12 protein-coding genes and 1 tRNA gene are annotated in these 18,741 nt (G+C 56.7%); 8 read left to right on the top strand and 5 right to left on the bottom strand.

The window, feature by feature from the left end; all coding sequences use genetic code 11:
• Positions 1-11 precede the first annotated feature (11 nt).
• Positions 12-533: a PEP-CTERM sorting domain-containing protein gene (locus MWU39_RS11915; protein ID WP_247160249.1), complete on the bottom strand. Its 522-nt coding sequence runs from the start codon at positions 531-533 to the stop codon at positions 12-14.
• Between the two features lie 232 nt (positions 534-765).
• Between MWU39_RS11915 and MWU39_RS11910 the strand changes: the two genes are divergently transcribed.
• Together MWU39_RS11910 and MWU39_RS11905 are read left to right on the top strand one after the other, a co-directional pair.
• Positions 766-2,331 carry a tetratricopeptide repeat protein gene (locus MWU39_RS11910; protein WP_247160248.1) on the top strand — a complete coding sequence of 522 codons (1,566 nt, stop codon included), beginning with the start codon at positions 766-768 and terminating at the stop codon, positions 2,329-2,331.
• A gap of 113 nt (positions 2,332-2,444) precedes the next feature.
• Positions 2,445-2,520: transfer RNA gene (locus tag MWU39_RS11905), tRNA-Lys, on the top strand.
• Positions 2,521-2,673: 153 nt separating this feature from the next.
• On the opposite strand, the gene MWU39_RS11900 is transcribed toward MWU39_RS11905, so the two are convergent.
• Positions 2,674-4,674 (bottom strand): sensor histidine kinase, encoded by a 2,001-nt coding sequence (locus MWU39_RS11900; protein WP_247160247.1) that lies wholly within the window; start codon positions 4,672-4,674, stop codon positions 2,674-2,676.
• A gap of 84 nt (positions 4,675-4,758) precedes the next feature.
• Complete coding sequence (locus tag MWU39_RS11895; protein WP_247160246.1) at positions 4,759-5,391, bottom strand: response regulator transcription factor; 633 nt, start codon at positions 5,389-5,391, stop codon at positions 4,759-4,761.
• Between the two features lie 251 nt (positions 5,392-5,642).
• Here MWU39_RS11895 and MWU39_RS11890 point away from each other — a divergent pair, with 251 nt between their 5' ends.
• Together MWU39_RS11890 and MWU39_RS11885 are read left to right on the top strand one after the other, a co-directional pair.
• Positions 5,643-6,563 (top strand): hypothetical protein, encoded by a 921-nt coding sequence (locus tag MWU39_RS11890; protein WP_247160245.1) that lies wholly within the window; start codon positions 5,643-5,645, stop codon positions 6,561-6,563.
• Between the two features lie 126 nt (positions 6,564-6,689).
• Positions 6,690-7,910, top strand: coding sequence for a saccharopine dehydrogenase NADP-binding domain-containing protein (locus tag MWU39_RS11885; RefSeq protein WP_247160244.1), 1,221 nt, complete (start codon positions 6,690-6,692; stop codon positions 7,908-7,910).
• A gap of 33 nt (positions 7,911-7,943) precedes the next feature.
• Here the strand turns inward: MWU39_RS11885 and MWU39_RS11880 are convergent, their stop codons facing one another.
• Positions 7,944-8,582 (bottom strand): queuosine precursor transporter, encoded by a 639-nt coding sequence (locus MWU39_RS11880; protein WP_247160374.1) that lies wholly within the window; start codon positions 8,580-8,582, stop codon positions 7,944-7,946.
• A gap of 292 nt (positions 8,583-8,874) precedes the next feature.
• On the opposite strand from MWU39_RS11880, the gene MWU39_RS11875 reads away from it, so the two are divergent.
• The 3 genes from MWU39_RS11875 (at position 8,875) to MWU39_RS11865 (ending at position 14,952) form a co-directional block, all read left to right on the top strand.
• Positions 8,875-10,182: a nucleoside transporter C-terminal domain-containing protein gene (locus MWU39_RS11875; RefSeq protein ID WP_247160373.1), complete on the top strand. Its 1,308-nt coding sequence runs from the start codon at positions 8,875-8,877 to the stop codon at positions 10,180-10,182.
• 68 nt (positions 10,183-10,250) lie between these two features.
• A complete protein-coding gene (locus MWU39_RS11870) occupies positions 10,251-11,201 on the top strand; it encodes a 2-oxoglutarate and iron-dependent oxygenase domain-containing protein (RefSeq protein ID WP_247160243.1) in 951 nt (316 codons plus the stop codon).
• A gap of 301 nt (positions 11,202-11,502) precedes the next feature.
• Positions 11,503-14,952, top strand: coding sequence for a carboxypeptidase-like regulatory domain-containing protein (locus tag MWU39_RS11865; protein WP_247160242.1), 3,450 nt, complete (start codon positions 11,503-11,505; stop codon positions 14,950-14,952).
• A gap of 60 nt (positions 14,953-15,012) precedes the next feature.
• Here MWU39_RS11865 and MWU39_RS11860 read toward each other — a convergent pair whose 3' ends face one another.
• The gene (locus tag MWU39_RS11860) at positions 15,013-17,895 is read right to left on the bottom strand and encodes an ATP-binding protein (RefSeq protein ID WP_247160241.1); all 2,883 of its coding nucleotides are present in this window, start codon (positions 17,893-17,895) and stop codon (positions 15,013-15,015) included.
• 92 nt (positions 17,896-17,987) lie between these two features.
• Here MWU39_RS11860 and MWU39_RS11855 point away from each other — a divergent pair, with 92 nt between their 5' ends.
• Positions 17,988-18,713: a TonB family protein gene (locus MWU39_RS11855; RefSeq protein WP_247160240.1), complete on the top strand. Its 726-nt coding sequence runs from the start codon at positions 17,988-17,990 to the stop codon at positions 18,711-18,713.
• The last annotated feature ends 28 nt before the right edge of the window (positions 18,714-18,741 follow it).

Here is an 18,741-nt window from a genome sequence, read left to right as displayed (position 1 = left end):
AAGCAGCTGACTTATGCAGCAGCGGCGCCTTTGATCTTTCGGCGGCGACGGCCAAAGCCAAGTGCTGCAAGCGCGAGGGCCAGAAGACCAACGATGCCCGGAGCCGGTACGTCGACAACGCGGTAGTCACCGATACGCTTCACATAGTCGCCAGCGATCACGGGATCACCCCACCACGACCACAGATTGATGCGACCGTCGCGGGTCGTTTTCATCATCCACGGGTGGAAACGGTTACCGTTCTGGCGGGTCGGTGTGTAGTCGGTGCCGCGAATGCTACGCGTACCGGTCATGTCTGTGAGCGTATAGGTGAAGCTCGGATTGGCGCCGCCTTGAAAGTTGGCAAATTCGGGGCTGGTAAAGGAAACATCGATCTTGTTTCCTTTCCATGTGCCGATCTGCGTGTCGGTATCAATGGTCAGGATGTCACCATTGGTCATTTCATACTCGAAAATGTCCGCCGAAGCCGGTGCCGCGACAGCCATCGTGCTCGCTGCGAGAGCGATTGCGGCGGATTTGTAAAGCTTGCTCATTGCCATTCCCCGTTTGTCCTATGTCTCTAATTCTAAATTCTGGTGAGCCGGTTAATCGGCGGCTCGCTACGGACAAAGGTTAAGCAATAGGTGTGCCAGACCGCGAAAATTGCCGGAAATACGGGGCTTGTAGTAGTTAACGTACGTGTCTGAGTCCGTGCGTCTGTAAGAAATTCTGACAGTTAACCCGCACGAACGGCCTGTTAAGCATCTTGCGGTATGTGCGTGACCTATGCCCAAGTTTTGCACGAACACCGCCCGCTCAATTATTCCAGCCGCCACATTGGCGTTCATTTCGATGCCGTTCTTGGCGGCGTGTGACACCGCGCCAGCCGATCCATTGGCTGCAGCGAGAGCGGCTATGTCAGATGGGTCCCCGCGTATTGCGCTGGAATATGTCAATCAGGCGCTGACCACAGATCCCGACAATGCCGATCTGCGCATGCTCGCTGGTGATTTGGCAATCGCAACGGGCAATCCCGATCGAGCGGTGACTGAGTATGAAGCGTTGGTCAAAGGGCCGAATGCAAGCAGTCTCGCAAAGGCGAAACTGGCAGAGGCTTACCTGCTCGGAAACTATATGGGTGCGGCCCGTGAAGCGGTGGGTGTGCTCGAATACGATGTGGCGATGGCTTACACTGCTGCAATCGCTATCGCGATGGCCGAAGGCGATATGCCGACTGCCTCCGAGCAACTCGATAAGGGACTCGAAAAATTCCCCGAAGACCCGCGGCTTGTGACAATCGATGCGGAGCGGCTGCAGGCAGCAGCGCAATCAGATGCGGCGCTTGCGCGTCTGCAACCGGTTCTCTCAATCGAACCCGCAGTGCCTCAGGCTCATATGCTTGCAGGTCAAATTGCACTTGGGGAGCGCGATTTGGACATGGCCGCGAAACGGTTTGAAACCGTGTTGAGCGTTCAGCCTGCCCACCAAACCGCCATGCTCGGCATGGCGGCGATTGCGCGTGATCGCGGCGACCAACAGGCCGCTGCTGATTGGATCCAGAAAACCGGCGGAAGCGGCACGACCCACCCGATCGGCGTTCTGTTCTTGGCGCAAATGTCATTCGACGCCGGTGATCTTCAACAGGCCTTCGCACTTATCGAGACCGTTCCCCCGGCGATTGCATCTGAGCCCGCATTCAGCCGTTTGCGCGGGTTTATCGATGCAGCACGCGGACAACACGGCTCCGCAATACTTGCCTTGGGCGGGTACGCAGAAGACCATCCAAACGATATGATGGCGCAGCGAGTGCTCGCGCGAAGCTATGCCGAAGAAGGCGAATTCGAAAACGCCTGGAAGACAATCGCGCCGGTGGTCGATCATCCGCAAACTGACGGCGGGACATTGTTGTTCGCGCTGAAGGTGGCTGAGGAGACCAACAAAAGCGATGCGGCGCGAATCCGTGCGTTGATCGCGAAGCGGGATGCCGCACCCAATCTGTCCAAGACTATGCTTGAAGCTGGCAAAGCCATTCGTGCAGGAGACTGGGCCAAGGCCGATTCGATTTACGGACCGTTCGTGAACGGGGCGGGTAAGAATGATCCGGCGCTCCTGAACAACGCGGCGGCAGTCAAGACCAAGCTCGGCGATCATGCCGAAGCTGTTGCGCTTGCGCGCCGAGCCTTGGCGGAAGCGCCGCAAAGTCCGCAGATTCTCGATACGCTGGGCTGGGCGCTTTGGGAGCAAGGTGGCTCGAAAGCTGAAGCCCGCCGATTGCTAACCAAGGCCCGCGAAGCCGCTCCAAACAACAGTCAAATCGCTGCGCATTGGACCGCTGCGCATGCGGAAGAATAAGACACTGCGAAATTTCATACTCGATAATGACGCGTAACGCTTGACCCTTCTACCCACCCTGACTAAGTGGGCCGCTCTTTCGGCACATACCAACCCCGCCGAATACCCCGTGGGGGCCCTTAGCTCAGTTGGTAGAGCAACTGACTTTTAATCAGTAGGTCGCTGGTTCGAACCCAGCAGGGCTCACCACTTTTTACAACAGATTGAAACCGTTGGAAAACCGTAACCCGAACGGTCCTAAACCAGCGTTGTCTCCACAATTCGTCTGCAAAATCGAGCAAGCGATCTTTGAGTCGTTGTTCCAATGCCAGCAAAGCAGAAGCGGCTGGATTGAGGATTCGGTCAGCTGCGAGGGATCACTAGTGTCACGCAGGTCCCTTCATCTACTGCGGATCGCACCTTCAAAGAGTGTCCTGGCCTGCTGGCGAGGTTCTGGACTTGCTTGAGCCCAAGGCCGTGCCCCTTGCTATGCTCGGCTTCCACAGGGCTTGCTCGCACTTTTGAAGGCAGAGAGCTGCCCATGCCGCATCCGTTATCCAATACTCGCACAAGGACATGATCCGGACGTGTTTGTGCTGCGACCAAGACCGTGCTCGCCTTGGAATGCCTCAACGCATTGGAGACCAGATTGCTGACAGCGCGCATGAATTCGATTGGTTCGGTTTTCACAAGAGTGTCGCTGCTGCGAACCCGCAAATCGATGCCGCGCTGTTTTGCGTCCGCTCGAAACATCGTGGCGCAGTTCTCCAGGACGAGGCCAACGGGGAAGAGCTCATCACCTTCCTCCGGTTTCTCGCCAGAAAGATCGCTATCGGAAACAGCTGCCTCCAATCCCGCGTCGGTCACATTTTGCAGGTAATCGAGCGCAGTCTGCAAGGCACCAGCTGATTGCGGATCGCGCCTCGCCACATCGGCTAAACTCTGGCGCAGCGACATGAGGGGTTGCTGAAGATCGTGCGACGTTGAGGCAAGCCGATTGCGCAATCCATCGGCTTGCGTCCGGGCTGTGTCATAGCGTGCCCGGCTTTCTTCGAGCGCTTCTGATAATTCTAGGCGCTCGTTCGCGGCATTAACTTCAGCTTGCAACGAGCGGTTGAGATCGGCTTGCATGGCAAGCATGCGCACAAGGATTGCGATGAGAAATGCGACGCTTTCGATCAGCACTGTAGCGTGAAAATAATCGAGCGCGACAGTGAGCGGAAAGCGTCCGGGAACCGCCAAGACAGCCCCCATCGTTACGACGGTGAACAGGATTGCAATCGAACCCGCTGTGAACGGAATCGCACCCAAGGTTTTCGCGCGCCATGCGAGAATAGCGATTGCGAAATACGCTATGGCAACGACAGGAACGATTGCGAACACCGCCACACTGACCGCATCGAGCTGCCACAGAAAAACGCACAAGACTGCGAGCAATCCAAGCACCGCTTGCAGGCCGATGATGCCGCGATTGAAACGCGGAGAATGCGCCTTTAGCCCAGCGAATAGGCGCGCGAACTGAAGCACCGCGATCATCATTCCGCACAGCAAAAGCAGGTTTGCGGGCTCGTATGCCCCCATTGATCCGGGCCACCAGAAGCGATGCAAATACCCCTCATTGTTGGCAACAAACAAAGCGCTAAGGCTGACATAAGCGGCGAATGACCCGACAAGCGGCCAGCCGACCAACCGGCCCATGGCAATCGCAATGATCACCAGCGCCGCCATGGCACCATTGATGATCCAGTTGGTGCGCGCCTCTTGCATATGCGCGGTGCGCATCCGCTCTTCGGTGGCAAAGGTGAGGGGCATCCAAGTCCCGGTCGATGACCTTAGCCCGACAAGGATTTCTGCGGTCTCTCCCGCTTCCATCCAAAGCGGCGCGACAAGATATTGGCTGACCACAGGACGCTCTTGAAACGGTGTTTGCCGATCGACTGAAAGCAGCGTCTCTACTGGCTGGCCCGCACCGCGTTTTTGGACGATCAATTCATCCGCGAACGGTCGCTGGATATCGATCATCCACCTGCCGGAACGGTCGGCCGAGTTTGTCACCTCAACCAGCAACCAAACTGCACCTTGCTGCTCGCCAAAGTCGACCCAGGGGCTCTCAAGCGGCTTAAACTCGTTTCGCCGCGCCAATACAGCATCGGGGTCGAGCGCTGCATCGTCACTGATAAGATACCGCAGATTGTCAAACGGCTGGAGATGCGCGTTTCCCTGCGGCAACTCGGCTGGCCCTTGGTTCACCGAGGCAGTCTGAGAGGCCGCGGCGGTACCAAGGAGCGCCGTGGCAACAACGAACAGCCATACCGACCGTGCTGAGCGCATAAACAGGTGCAAACGAGACGAGAGATCCATCATGGACCCCGGACTAGACCGCGAGGCTTTGGCGGCAAATGGGGTGCATCCCCCATCCGGCGCCGTCAGCTATACATGGCCGCCCGTTCATAACTGTCGATGCTCGTCCAACATCCCTTCGCGCAATGCGTAGGTGAGGAGGCCTGAAACGGAATTCACTCCAAGTTTCGCCATAAGACTGGCGCGATGTTTCTCGACGGTCTTTGGGCTAATGAAGAGCTTTTCGCCGATCGGTCCATTTTGGTGGCCTGCCGCGATCAGAGCGAGGACCTCTCGTTCGCGATCGGTCAGCTGCTCGCGCTCAGGCTCGGCCGCAAGTTTGCGTGCCACCTCTTCTGAGACGAATTTCCCGCCTGCGAGCACCTGTGAAAAGCCTTTATGCATTTCTTCGGGGTTGGCCGATTTGAGGAAAAGCCCGTCAACGCCTGCCGAAAGCCAGTCGGCGAGCATGGAAACAGACGTGAAACCCGTAACAACGATCACCTTTGTGTCAGGCGACCATCTGCGTGCCTCGGCATAGACCTGTACGCCGCGCGCCAATGGCATAGCCGCATCCAGCAACAAAAGATCGGGTGCGTGCTCTTTAATAAGGGCGATCGTTTCGATGCCGTTTTCCGCTTCGGCGACGATTTCAACATTGCCGATTTCGGCCAGTATCGCGGCAAGTGATCTGCGCACGATTGCGTGATCATCGGCAATGATTGCACGATAAGTCGCCATGGCGTTGTCAGTCCCCCCGAAGCCTCTGCCCATGGCGGTATAGAATCGGAATTGGTCGGTTTGCAATTCTGCGCATGCTCGTCTGCTGCGCACCTCAAAGCAACGGATGGGGTATCAGCCCCATGTCTGCTTTCGGTCACCTCCGTATGAATGGGGCATCGGAAGCTTGCTTAATTCTAAGCGAGCCCAAGTGAATTTTTTGAATTTCGTACAACCCACACGTGGATGGGTGCGAAGTCAGGGGAACTGAGATGCCTATCAACATGAAATCTGCGATGCTTGCGGGCGCGCTGCTGGGTGCAGCCATGATATCGACGGCGCCGGCCAAGGCCCAAGTGCCAGCGTTCCTGCCGATGGTGGAAGAAGTCGAAAAAGGCGAAGCAACCACCGCGGACGGGACATACATCGTCTCTACGATCAACAAGCGGATCACGATTGAAAATGGGCGCGCTTATGTGGTCGATCCGTGGACGCACGCGCTTATCCTAAAGGTGAAGCCGGGCATGGTGACACTTCGGAACTTTCGCCAGACCGGAGCAAACACGTTCGAAGCGGATGATCTGCCGATGATGGGAAAGGTCGTCTTCAACCGCCAACCGGATGGCACTCTGGAGGGCATAGTTAAAGGCGCGTTGGGCGAAGCGAAATACAATCTTGTTCCGGCAGAGCTAACGATCGCTCCAGTTGATGATGGTCAAAATGTCATACCCCCACCGGAGCCGGTCGCAGCGCTTCCGCGTATCTATCAACTCCACATCAGTGGCGGTGAATGCAGGGGGTCATCGCTCTTGCGCAAACGCTACAACGGGGTGGCGAAGATCAGTGTTACCGATAGCGCCGGAGATAAGCTGGAATCAAAAAACCGGAACTTCAGCGTACGATGCACGGACAAGGGGCCGCGCTCGCAGAACTACAAGTTTTATGACAACGGTCCGGCGGCGCTCACGATCACAGTTCCTCCGGGCGAAGATGGTGTATCGGATTTGCGGATTCGCGGAACGATCTTCGATCCGCTCGGCGCGTTGGATTTTTACAAACCCCATGATGCGCTCACCAAAGCCCATGAGCTTGGTCGTGATCTCAAAGTGAATGAAAGCTTCAGCGAATGGCACGAATGGATTGGCGGCAAAGCCTCCATGAACTTTGAGGTGACCATCAAAAGGGTTCAATGACGGGCTTTAGCCGGTTTCCGGCCATGGTCGCAAAACGCCCGCGACGGTCGCGATCACATTGCTTAGTGCTGATAGAGCTGGAATAGGGTTCAAAGATCGCAACCAGCTCCAACCGCAAGGCTCACTATGACCGGCAAGACATTCGATATCATTGTGTACGGCGCCACCAGTTTCGTGGGCCAGATCATAACGCGCTACATGCACGAACAATTTGCCGATGGATCGATCTCTTGGGCAATCGCTGGCCGGTCTCTGAGCAAGCTTCAGCAGGTGAGCGATGAGATCGGATTGTCGGGCGTCGAAATGCTTGTGGCTGATGCTTCTGACGAAGCGGCGCTGAAGGCGATCTGCGACCGCACAAAGGTCGTTATGTCCACCGTCGGGCCTTACGCGCTTTACGGCGATACGCTCGTCAAAACCTGCGTGTCCACTGGAACGCATTATTGCGATTTGACAGGCGAGCCACAATGGATTCGCAAGATGCAATTGCAGCACGAAGCCGCGGCAAAGAAATCCGGCGCGCGCATTGTCCATTGCTGCGGGTTTGATTCCATACCGTCTGATCTCGGCGTCCATTTCTTGCAAAGCCTCGCGATGGAGAAATTCGGGAAGACCTGCGACCGGATCAATATGCGCGTTGTTAAGATGAAGGGCGGTGCTTCTGGCGGAACAATCGCGAGTATGATCAATATGGTGAAAGAAGCGTCTGCCGACGCAGAGCTTCGCCGTGAACTGAAAGACCCCTACAGTCTCTGCCCGCCGGATCATCCATTCTCGGCTCGCCAGCGCGAAGTGAAGATGGAATATGACGGCGAGTTTGGTGGCTGGATCGCCCCGTTCATCATGGCGGCCATTAATACCCGGGTCGTGCACAGATCGAATGCCTCGTCGGGCAACAGTTACGGCACGCAATTCCTCTACGAAGAGGCGATGGCGACGGGCGATGGCTCGCGCGGGAAACGCGCGGCGCGTCTGACGTCAATCGGTATGGGCGCAATGATGGTCGCGATGGCGCTGCCTCCGGTCCGTTGGGTTCTGGAAAAAACGGTCCTGCCGAAACCCGGTGAAGGGCCAAGCCCAACAGAGCAGATGGAGGGCAAGTTTGATCTCGTCTTTTTGGGCACCACCCCTGACGGCGAGAAAATCTCCTGCCGCGTTACTGGTGATCGTGATCCCGGATACGGCTCAACGGCCAAGATGCTTTCACAAGCGGCGGCATGTTTGGCGAAAGACGTGCCAGCCGATGCACCGGGCGGTTTCTGGACACCGGCGACGCTTCTGGGCGATGCGTTAATCGAACGGCTTCGCGCCCATTCTGGACTAACGTTTGAAGCGCTGTCTGACTGACCTGTCAGGCTGATCCGCCCAGAGCATTCTGGGTTAAGTGCTGCGCGAATCCAGCCATTGAGCTAGCTTCACGCCGCCTGTGATGAGAAACGGCACGAGCACGATACTGAGCGTTACTTTCGCAAGGACTTGGCCGATCATCAGGTTTGTGATGTCAAATTCGCCATAGAAGGCGAGAGTGATAAAAATGATGGAATCGACCGCTTGGCTCAATGCAGAAGCGATAGCGCCGCGGATCATAAGCCCCATAGTGGTCGCCTCACCTGACCCGCGCAGTTTCGAGAAAATCCAGACATTGAGCAGCAAAGATGTGATGTAGGCCGCCGGGCCCGCCATCAGGATGCGCGGTGTTTGGCCCAGCACCCGTTCAAAGGCGGAAAGATCCTCAAGCCGGAACTCCAGCATCTCTGGCGAAGCGGGCAGGGACAGCACCAGATAGATCAGCGCAGCCGAAAGGGCGAGCGGTATAAAACCGATCCAGATCAGTCTATTGGCGAGTTTCTGCCCGTAAAGCTGCGCAATCGTGCTGGTGATCACAACCAACAGCAGGAACGGGAAAATACCCGCTTCAACCGCAAGATTGCTGGGCCACAATTGCACCTGCTTAAACGCAACCACACCGGCAAGAACAGTCATTCCGCCATACAGGATTATGTACACGAACAGGCCCATTGGTGCCGCGAGCGCACGCGCTGCGATAGGGCCAGTTGCTTCGGGCTGTGTTTCGGTTTCGCTCATGCCAGCAGGCGTAAGGCGCAGCGCGTGAAAAGAAAAGCCGCGCAGATGCAGCCATCACCAATCAACACTTTGTTGCGGGGAAAAGCAGATGGTTCTGCTCTTGCGCTCCCACTGGCAAAATGCCACGCCATCCCCTCGAGCGCAGACGGGGTCTGCGCATGGGATCGCCAGAATACCTAATTATCGGGGGCACCGTTCGACCGTGAGCGAGAATCTTTCATCCATCCTGTTTAGCCTGCTCGGCATTGTTGCTATTCTCGGCTTCGCGTTTCTGCTCTCGAACGGAAAGAAACGGATCAAGCTGCGGGTGGTTGGGGCGGCCTTCGCTCTGCAGGCTGTAATGGCGTTGCTTGTGCTTCGCACACCTTGGGGTGTGAAAGTGATCGAATGGCTTTCCGGCGGTGTGATCGCGTTGCTCGACTATTCGAAAGTCGGGATCGAGGCTGTGTTTGGCTCCATGGAAGCGAACCCTTTCACCAACACATTCGTCATCGCTGCCTTGCCGGTGATTGTGTTCTTCGCGGCGATTGTCTCGATCCTTTATCATCTGGGAATCATGCAGCGGCTGGTGCGTTGGGTCGGCGGGGCCATCGGCTGGATTACCGGCATCACCAAGGTTGAGGCGCTGGGTAGCGCGGCCAACATCTTTGTTGGTCAGTCCGAAAGCCCGCTGGTCGTTCGTCCGTATCTTGCTGCTCTTCCGCCCTCACAGCTCTTTACATTGATGAGTGTGGGTATGGCCGGTGTCGCGGGAACCATCCTTGCCGCCTATGCCAGTTTCATCGGATCAGACGCGGTGCCGTTCCTGCTTGCGGCGGCGTTTATGTCGGCGCCCGGCGGTATCCTGATGGCGAAGATCATTATGCCGGATGATGGCGATGCCGAACCGTCCAACGAGGATGTGACGCTGCCCAAAGCGCGTATCAGCGCGGGCGGCCCCGCGGCGATTGTTGAAAGCGGCAAAGCCGAAGAAGTCGAAATGGCTGAGACTTTTGAAGAAGGCCAACGCCCAGCCAATATAATCGAAGCCGCTGCGCAAGGCACGCAAACTGGTGTGAAATTGGCGGTCGCTGTCGGCGCGATGGTGATGGTGTTTGTGGCTCTCGTCGCGCTCGCCAACGGAATGCTTGGCGGCATTGGTGGTTTCTTCGGATATCCTGATGTCACCTTCCAGCAATTGCTTGGCTATGTATTTGCTCCGGTGATGTTCCTGATCGGTATTTCGGATTGGGATCAGGCGCAGCTCGCGGGCGGATTGTTCGGCACGAAGATCGTGCTCAACGAATTCGTCGCTTTCATCGATCTTGGTGCGATGACCGATGGCCAATTGCCAGAGCGCAGCCGAGCAATCGTGACATTCGCTCTGTGCGGATTTGCCAATTTCTCCTCCATCGCGATCCAGATGGCGGTGACAGGCGGTCTCGCCCCCAATCAGCGGCCTGTGATTGCTCGATTGGGCCTGAAAGCGCTTGCCGCAGGTAGCCTCGCCAATCTGATGAGCGCGGCGCTCGCGAGCATTTTCCTACCGTTTTAGAAGCTCCAGATCGGCACTTTGTCGGCAAAATCTTGGCAGGTGCACTTTCGCGGGTGTAAGGGGCGGTCATGACTAAAAACGCACCATCGACCCGCTCAACGGCTGGCATCGCCAGTGTCTCCCTCGCGCAACCGCTTGCTGATATCGCAGACGAGCTGGGCCGCAGTTTCGCCGAATACGGATTTGCCGTGGTGCGCGATCACGGCATTCCTCAGGAACTGATCGACAACGCCGAAGCGAAATCCAAAGAATTCTTCGCTTTGCCTGCCGATGTGAAGCAGGCGTACAAAATCGAAGGCAGCGGCGGCGCACGCGGATACACTCCATTCGGGACCGAGAAGGCAAAAGACGCCAATGTCTTTGACCTGAAAGAGTTTTGGCATGTCGGGCGCTCGCTTGACCCGTCGCACGAACTCGCAGAATTCATGCGGCCCAACATTTGGCCGTCCGAGGTCGATGGGTTTGAACCCGTTTTCAGCGATTTGTATTCTGCATTTGAAGATGCAGGGCTGCGCGTTCTTGAAGCGATTGCGCTTCACCTGGGTCTGGATCAGCAGTTCTTTGCGCCCACTGTCGAGGATGGCAATTCGGTAATGCGGTTGCTGCATTATCCGCCGCTTGGCCCGGATGCACCCGATGGCGCAATCCGGGCTGCTGCGCATGGTGACATCAATACGATCACTTTGCTGCTCGGCGCGGAAGAAGCTGGCCTCGAACTGCTTAGCAAATCCGGTGAATGGCTTTCGGTCGATGTCCCGGAGGGCGCTCTGGTCATCAATGTCGGCGATATGTTGGAGCGTTTGACGGGTGGTGCGCTGCCATCGACAACGCACCGCGTGGTCAATCCGAGCGGAGAAGCGGCCCAGAGGGCGCGGTATTCCATGCCGTTCTTCCTGCATTTCCGTCCGGATTATCTGATCGAACCACTGAAAGGTGATGCGAGCGAATCGGAAAGGTTTGCGCCGATTACCGCGCAGGATTTCCTGATGCAGCGATTGAAAGAGATCAATCTGGCCTGACCTTCAGGCGGATTCGCGCGTAACAAAAGTACTCTCAGGTGAAATTTTCTGGCTTCGCCGTGAATCATTGCACTTTCTGACTCTACGTTGCACTGCAGCAACAGCAGGCCTGTGACCCGCTGAATTCTGCGGTTTTTGACGCTTTTTCGGCGTCAAAGCGCGCTTGTTAGCGTTCATCAGGGAGTCAGTTTCATGGGATTGTCACAAAACTGTAGCTTTTCAGACGCTCTACGCCCCTAGAGCAATCGCGCTGATAAAGCTGTTTGTCGTGAAACTCTCCCAGTCACTCAGGGGCACAACCATGAAACTTAAATATCTCTTGGCAGCGAGCGTCGTCTCACTTTCTGCTGCTGCTACCATCGCCACACCTGCCGCCGCGCAAAGCATTACTTCGGGCATCGAAGGTCAAGTCGTTGATGCAAGCGGTACCGCTCTTGCGGGTGCCACTATCACCATCGTTGATGAACGTACCGGCGCTACCCGTGATGCGACCGCGAGCGCCAACGGCGATTTCCGCGTTGGTTCGCTTCAACCTGGCGGCCCATACACTGTAACAGTGACTGCTCCCGGCTATGAAGGTCAGACAGTTGAAAATGTGTTCACCAGCATTTCTGGCAACACCGGCTTTAACTTCACGCTGAATGCGACCGCAGCCGGCGGAACCGACAACGTCATCGTTGTTACCGGCGCCCGCGCTCAGGTGACCCAGCTTGCAGTTGGTCCAGGTACGGCTTTTGATACCCAAACGCTCGAAGCCTTCCCATCGATCACTCGTGACGTTCGCGACATCATCCGCATCGATCCGCGTGTCAGCCTCGAAGCAAGCAACGACGTTGATCGTATTTCTTGCCTCGGTGGTAACGACCGTACCAACACATTCACTGTCGACGGTATTGTCCAATCCGACACATTCGGCCTGAACGGCACGCCATTCGCATCGCGTAACTCGCTCCCGCTTCCATTCGATGTGGTTGAGCAGGTTTCGGTCGAGTTTGCTCCGTTTGACGTTGAATACTCGGAATTCACCGGCTGTCTCGTCAACGTTGTTACCAAGTCAGGCAGCAACAAGTTCAGCGGCTCTGCCTTCATCACTTACTTTGATGGCGGCCTTTTTGCCGATCAAATCGACGGTCGTCCGCTTAACGCCAACGAAGAAAAGCGCTGGGGCGCGACGCTCTCTGGTCCGATCATCCCTGATCGCCTGTTCTTCTCGGCAGGTTACGAAGAGGTCGATCTTGGCCAAGGCAACAACTTCGGTCCAGCTGGCGGCGGCTTCACCAACGAAGCAGATTTCGTAAGCCAGGCGCAATTCGATACTTTCGCCGAAATCGCCAACCGCGTTTACGGCCAAGATGTGGGCGGCTACCCGACCACTCTTTCGGAAGGTAACGTTCGTTATTTCGGTCGCCTTGATGCAATCATCAATGACGATCACCGTCTCGAGGCAACTTACCAACGCCTAGAAGAAACCAACATCGAATCCGATTTTGGCGGTCAGAACATCACTGGCTTCAACAGCTTCGAAGACGAAGGCACGATCTCTGACTATTACTCGGTCCGTCTCTATTCGGATTGGAGCGACACGATCTCAACCGAACTGCGTGTAAGCCGTTCGGAAGTCGGTGACGTTCAGGGTCCTGTCGGTTTCGGCGAAGCGCAGTCGGCCAACCCGACACCGCGTCTTGTCGTTGGCGTTACGCCTGACGGCACAGCCGTTTCAGGTGGCGGTGTCACCGATCAGAACGGTATTCTCAGCACTGGCCCGGGCATCTTCCGTTCGGCTAACCAGCTCGACACGAAAATCGACCAAGCACGCTTCCAAATGAATGTGGACGCGGGCAGCGGTCACTTCATCAAGCTTGGCGCTGAGATCAACGATCTCCAAGTGTTCAACCTGTTCGCGATCAACGCAACCGGTTCGCTCTACTTCGAAAACTTCGCTGACTTTGAGCAGGGTCTGCTTTCGGGCGGCACCGAGCTGTTCCCGAACGCCGATGAAATCGCGACTGGTCAGGCTCTTGGTGGTGACATCAACGCTGCGATCGACGGCGACATCAACAATGCTGCTGCTTTGTTTAGCCGCCGCATCTATTCGGTCTACGCACAGGACGAATGGCAGGCGACTGATCAATTGACGGTAAATGCCGGTATCCGCGTACAATTGTATGATGGCGATGCGCCGCGTGCCAACCCGAACTTCCTCGAGCGCTATGGTTTCACCAATGCTAACTCGTTCGGTCGTATCGACACGGTTCTGCTTCCACGCCTTTCGGCGACCTATGAATTCGACAATGACGGGTTCATTTCGGACAGCCGTATCACTGGCGGCGTGGGCATCTTCTCGGGCGGTGACCCGGTTGTGTACTATTCCAACGCGTTCTCGAACAACGGCTTCTCGAGCGCTCTGGGTACAACCCGTTTCGATTGCTCGGCCACCGATATTGCGGTTGACCCGGTAACCGGTCAGTTTGACGTTGTGACCAACGGCACATTCACTGGCTTCCCACAATGTGCGATTGATGGCGGTGCTGCTGATGCAGCCGCGGGTCTGGCCGACGTTCAGTCGACTGCGCCAGACTTTGACGTTCCAACAGTGACGCGTGCAAGCCTTGCTTTCCAAACCACAATCGGTGCGGAAACAGGCTTCTTCAGCAACTGGAACCTGCAGCTCGACTACATCTATTCGAAGTTCAACGATGCGCTGAACTTTGTTGATCTGTCGCAGACTCCGGATATCCGCACGGGCATCAATGGGTTCACCGTCGATGGTCGTCCGATTTACCAGGCGATCGATTCGACTAACGCTGGTTGTAATGCAGTTCTTCAGGGCACAGGCGGCACCCCGCCTGTTTACACCGGCGTCACCGCCGATTGTTTCAACACGCGCCGTGACGACAACATCCAGTTGACCAATGCTGGTAGCTCGGAAGCACACTCTGCTTCGATCGTTCTCAGCAAGCAGTTCGAAAGCGGCCTGTTCACACAGGGCGGTTCGACCCGCGTAACACTGGGTTATGCCTACACTGACTCAAACAACGCACGTAACAACCAGTCTTCGACAGCAACGTCGTCGTTTGACGTTACTGCCGCGTTTGACCGTCAGAACCCAGCTGTCTCCACAGCGACCACGGAAACCCGTCATAACTTTACTGCAGCGGTTAACTTCCGCGAGCAGTTCCTTGACGGCTACGATACAAGCTTCGGCTTTTTCTTCCGGGCTCGTGAAGGTCGTCCATACAGCCTGACCTTCGATGGCGGCGGCGTCTTCGCTGACTCGTCTTCGGGTACCGACAACGCTCTGCTTTACGTCCCAACCGGCGTGAACGACGTGAACGTTTCGCCAATGTCCGATCCGGCGGCTGTGGCTGCAGTAGTTGATTACGTTGCTGCATCAGGTTGTGATTTCACACCAGGTGCAACGATCCTGCGTAACACCTGCCGCAATGACTGGCATATCGACATGGATCTGCGCTTCAGTCAGGAAATTCCGTTCCTCGGTAGCCTGACCGGAATCGCTGATGACCGGATCGAATTGTTCGCTGACTTCTCGAACTTCCTCAACCTGATCAACGATGAGTGGAACATCCTGCGTTCGCGCGGTGGTTTCAACGGCCTCGTTGACGTGGCTGACGGCGGTGTCGACGATGACGGTCGTTACATCATCTCGGGCTTCAACCCGGATGATCAGAACAACATCGCGATCAACCCATCGGCTTGGCGTATCCAGATCGGTGCGCGCTACGAATTCTAATTCGTACGCACTGAGCTAAAACACACACGCGGCGGGGCCTTTGGGTCCCGCCGTTTGCGTTTAGGCTTCGCGCAATTCGCGTTCTTCCCACGGGCCGTGGTCCGCGAGTTTGAGGAAGTCCTCAGCCAGTGTTTTTTGCGCGTTCGAAGCGTGTTTATCCCGCAGGGCACGCTCCAAAATCGCAGCTTGGTTCCCCAAACCTTCTTCGCCGAACATCGCGGCTGTACCGGCAAGTTTGTGGACCATTCGCGCGAGTTGTTCACGTGCGTTGCGCGGAGCATCGGGGGCCAAAGTGCCGTCATTGGTTGCCAGCCGCACCGCTTCGACAACTTCGCTGCGCCGCATCAGCCAACGTTCGGTGAGTATGCTGGTTTGAAGAGGACCCGGCTCTGCGATTACCCGTTTTTCTTCGCCGCTTTCGATAATGCGTGTGGGTAGCCAACGTTGCAGCGCGCGCGCCAAATCCGAAAAGACAAACGGCTTTGCCAAATGCGCCTGCATGCCCGCATCGCGCGCCGCTGCTACATCCTCTGGGAAGGCATTGGCGGTGAGTGCGATAATCGGCAGTGTTTCGGGAGAGATTCCCTCCGCACGGATCGTGCGTGCCGCCGAATACCCGTCGCAACCCGGCATCTGAATGTCCATCAGGACCAGGTCATAGGGCGATCCGCGCATCATGCTGTCGATCACCATGGAGATTGCTTCATTGCCATCGTGGGCGACCGCGACTGTCTGTCCGCAACGTTCCAACATCTCTGTCGCCAGCATGCGATTAACATCGTGATCTTCGGCGAGCAGAATACGTGCTTGATGAGGCATTTCGTCGAGCGACAGCTTTGTCGGCTCTGTCTGGACCTCGCGTTGAGGTGCTGTCCGTTTTGCTGGCAGTGTCAGAGTGAAGCATGAGCCGACACCCGCTTCGCTCTCCACTTCAATGAACCCGCCAAGCAGCTCGGCAAGCTGGCGACTGATTGTCAGGCCAAGACCGGTTCCGCCAAAGCGGCGAGCGGTGCTGCTTTCCTCTTGTGTGAAAGGATGAAAGACCGATTCAAGCCTTGAGGCGCTGATCCCGATTCCGGAATCGACGACACGAATGCTGAATTCATTGTCCTCAAGACGGTAGCTCACAGCGATCAAGCCAGTTTCGGTGAATTTCACGGCATTGCCCACCAGGTTGAGCACAATTTGCCGCAACCGCAGACCGTCAGTCATCACCCAAATGTCATCATCTTCCGAAGAGTTGTCCCCTTTGTCCTCGCGCTCAAGGGTGAGGGTAAGGTCTTTCTTTTCGGCATTAGGGCGATGAAGCGCGATGCATTCATCGAGCGTTTCGTGCAGATTTATGGCGGCGCGGTCGATTGATATCTGCCCTGCCTCGATCTTCGAGAGATCCAGAATGTCATTCAGAAGCAGCATCATTGACCGCCCCGATTGTACGATCATTTCGGTTTGGCGGCGCTGATCATCGTCGAGATCGCTCTGTAGAATGAGTTCCGCGAAACCCAGGACGCCGTTCATCGGTGTCCGGATTTCGTGGCTCATATTGGCGAGAAACTCCGACTTTGCCCGGGCGGCGTTTTCGGCATGTCGGCGAGCTCTTCTCAGGAGCAATTCCAATTCGACCCGTTCTGTCACATCGCGCGCCGAAACAACGATGCCTTCACGTTCGCCTGTTTCGGGGTTTTGCGCGATGGCACAATCCGCTTCGATATAGATTGGGCTTCCGTCAGGCGCGTCGTGGAACCTCCGATAGGTAAAGCGTTCCTTGTCGGAATCGTTTGAGAGCAATCGATCCTGCGCCAGTATGATCTTTTCGCGCGAGTCAGGATGCATCCGGTCGGTTGGGTTCTTACCAAGAAAGGTTTCGGGTTCCTCGCCCAGCACATCGCGCACAGATGGCGAAGCGTAGGTGCAGCAACCCGTGATATCATAGCGCAAGACCGCGTCGGTGATGTTGTCAGCGAGCAAATCCAGCTGCCGTTTGCCCATTTCAAGATCTTCGACAATTTTTTGTCGTCCGGCGAGGATCGCTGCGACTGGCAGGCTGGTCAGAAAATTGGCGGCAATGAAGGCCTGAACCATGTGCACCTGTGTGCTTGCCGACAGACCTGCCTTTGCAATCGGGCCAAATTCGGCCCAAGTCATCGCGCTGGCTACGATCGCAAGGCCGATAACATAGATTGCCGTGCCCAAACTTCCGAGGCGGAACGCATGCAGCAGGGCGATTGGCGGGATCAGAAATAGCAGCGGATAGGCGTCTTGTTTGAAGACCAAGAAGGCGCATGCCATTCCGCCGCCAAGCAGTGCGATACGTTCAAACCAGTCGGCATGCATTGCCTGATTACGCTCTTGCCATGCGTCAAATGCGAGGAGCGTTGCCGGAACGACTAGCACCATCCCCATTGCGTCAGTGAGCAACCATGAGGTCGCGACGGCCCAATCTGCTCCTTCGAAGCCCACCATAGCGATTGAGGCAATGCCGGCAGAGATCGTCGGACCGATCAGCCCTCCGGCCCAGACGAAACGCGCCAGATCGGGCAATTGTGTCATATCCGGCCGGGCGCCGTTCGTTCCTCTGGTGATCGCGACCACCACCGCGATGTCGATCACATTGGCAAGCGAGAAGACCAGCGATACCCCGAGCGACGTCCCCGAAAGGGCATTCGCCAGCGTGCTCGCGATCATCACAGCGAGATAGAATGGCAATTCATTGCCAATACGCGCCCTTAGAAGCAGCGCGACCGCCGCTGCGTTAGGCACCCAAACGCTTGCCAATGTTGTATCGAACTTCGACAGGTTTAGGCTGAGCATGGCGAGACCGAAGAAAGCCAACGATCCCGCCAGCGCAAAGACTAAACTGGCTTTGTCAGGCACATGTGATCGCGGTTGCGCAGGCGCAACGGTGATAAAGTCGGAAACTATGCGCTTGATTTTGCGCTGCATCGCAATTGGCCTCAAAGCTGATATATAATCCCTCGCAAATTCGGGCGGGGTTGCCGCTAAGGTGAAGCAGAAAGGCAAGCGTCAGGTTCATCATGACCCACGCGAAAACACGGTATTCAGGGGCTCTTCGTCGTCCACGCTGGTGGGTTATCGTGCTCATCGTGTTGTTGCATATCGCTGCACTCTATGGGCTTGGCCGGGCACTGGCGCCGGAATTTACCGGCAGCATCGAGCGTACGGTAGTCTCCGCTTTCACCGTAACGATCACGGCGCCGCCCGATCCCCCGCCACCGGAAAACAAACCTGAGCCCGATCAAGGCGCTCAAGGCGATCAGGGCAAACAAGCGGTCCCAAAACCAGTGACCGCACCAAAGTCAGAAATAAAAACGAACCCGACGCCGGTTCCGCAAGCGTCCTCTACCGGCACAGCGAACAGATCCGGTGCGCGCGACACGGGCGATGGCACCGGCGCAGCAGGTAGCGGTGTAGGAACCGGAAGCGGGAATTCGGGCGGCGGGCAGGGCGGCATCGCGGTGAGCAAGCCCGTGCACATATCCGGATCAATCCAGAATGCTCGTGACTACCCGACGCCGCCCGGGGGCCGTGAGGCCCGGCGCGGCACCGAAGTGATTGTGCGGGTCACAGTTGGTATCAATGGCCGCGCCAGCGGGTGCTCTGTTTACCGCCCGAGCCCGGATGCGGAGGCTGACCGGATCACCTGCGAGCTGGTCGAAAACCGCCTGCGGTTCCGCCCGGCTATGGATGCAAATGGCAATCCGGTGGCCGCCCCATTCTATTGGCGGCAACGCTGGTTTTGAATACGGTTGCGCTTGCATCAATGCCAGC

The organism is Erythrobacter sp. F6033 (assembly GCF_023016005.1).
Taxonomy (GTDB): Bacteria; Pseudomonadota; Alphaproteobacteria; order Sphingomonadales; family Sphingomonadaceae; genus Erythrobacter.
Note: the sequence above shows the minus strand (reverse complement) of the source record. Positions and strands in the feature narration are given on the sequence as shown.

Bases quoted from the DNA above. Each gene is read 5' to 3' on its own strand.
- MWU39_RS11915 (WP_247160249.1), bottom strand. From the start codon at position 533: ATGAGCAAGCTTTACAAATCCGCCGCAATCGCTCTCGCAGCGAGCACG.
- MWU39_RS11910 (WP_247160248.1), top strand. From the start codon at position 766: ATGCCCAAGTTTTGCACGAACACCGCCCGCTCAATTATTCCAGCCGCC.
- MWU39_RS11900 (WP_247160247.1), bottom strand. From the start codon at position 4,674: ATGATGGATCTCTCGTCTCGTTTGCACCTGTTTATGCGCTCAGCACGG.
- MWU39_RS11895 (WP_247160246.1), bottom strand. From the start codon at position 5,391: ATGGCGACTTATCGTGCAATCATTGCCGATGATCACGCAATCGTGCGC.
- MWU39_RS11890 (WP_247160245.1), top strand. From the start codon at position 5,643: ATGCCTATCAACATGAAATCTGCGATGCTTGCGGGCGCGCTGCTGGGT.
- MWU39_RS11885 (WP_247160244.1), top strand. From the start codon at position 6,690: ATGACCGGCAAGACATTCGATATCATTGTGTACGGCGCCACCAGTTTC.
- MWU39_RS11880 (WP_247160374.1), bottom strand. From the start codon at position 8,582: ATGGGCCTGTTCGTGTACATAATCCTGTATGGCGGAATGACTGTTCTT.
- MWU39_RS11870 (WP_247160243.1), top strand. From the start codon at position 10,251: ATGACTAAAAACGCACCATCGACCCGCTCAACGGCTGGCATCGCCAGT.
- MWU39_RS11865 (WP_247160242.1), top strand. From the start codon at position 11,503: ATGAAACTTAAATATCTCTTGGCAGCGAGCGTCGTCTCACTTTCTGCT.
- MWU39_RS11860 (WP_247160241.1), bottom strand. From the start codon at position 17,895: ATGCAGCGCAAAATCAAGCGCATAGTTTCCGACTTTATCACCGTTGCG.
- MWU39_RS11855 (WP_247160240.1), top strand. From the start codon at position 17,988: ATGACCCACGCGAAAACACGGTATTCAGGGGCTCTTCGTCGTCCACGC.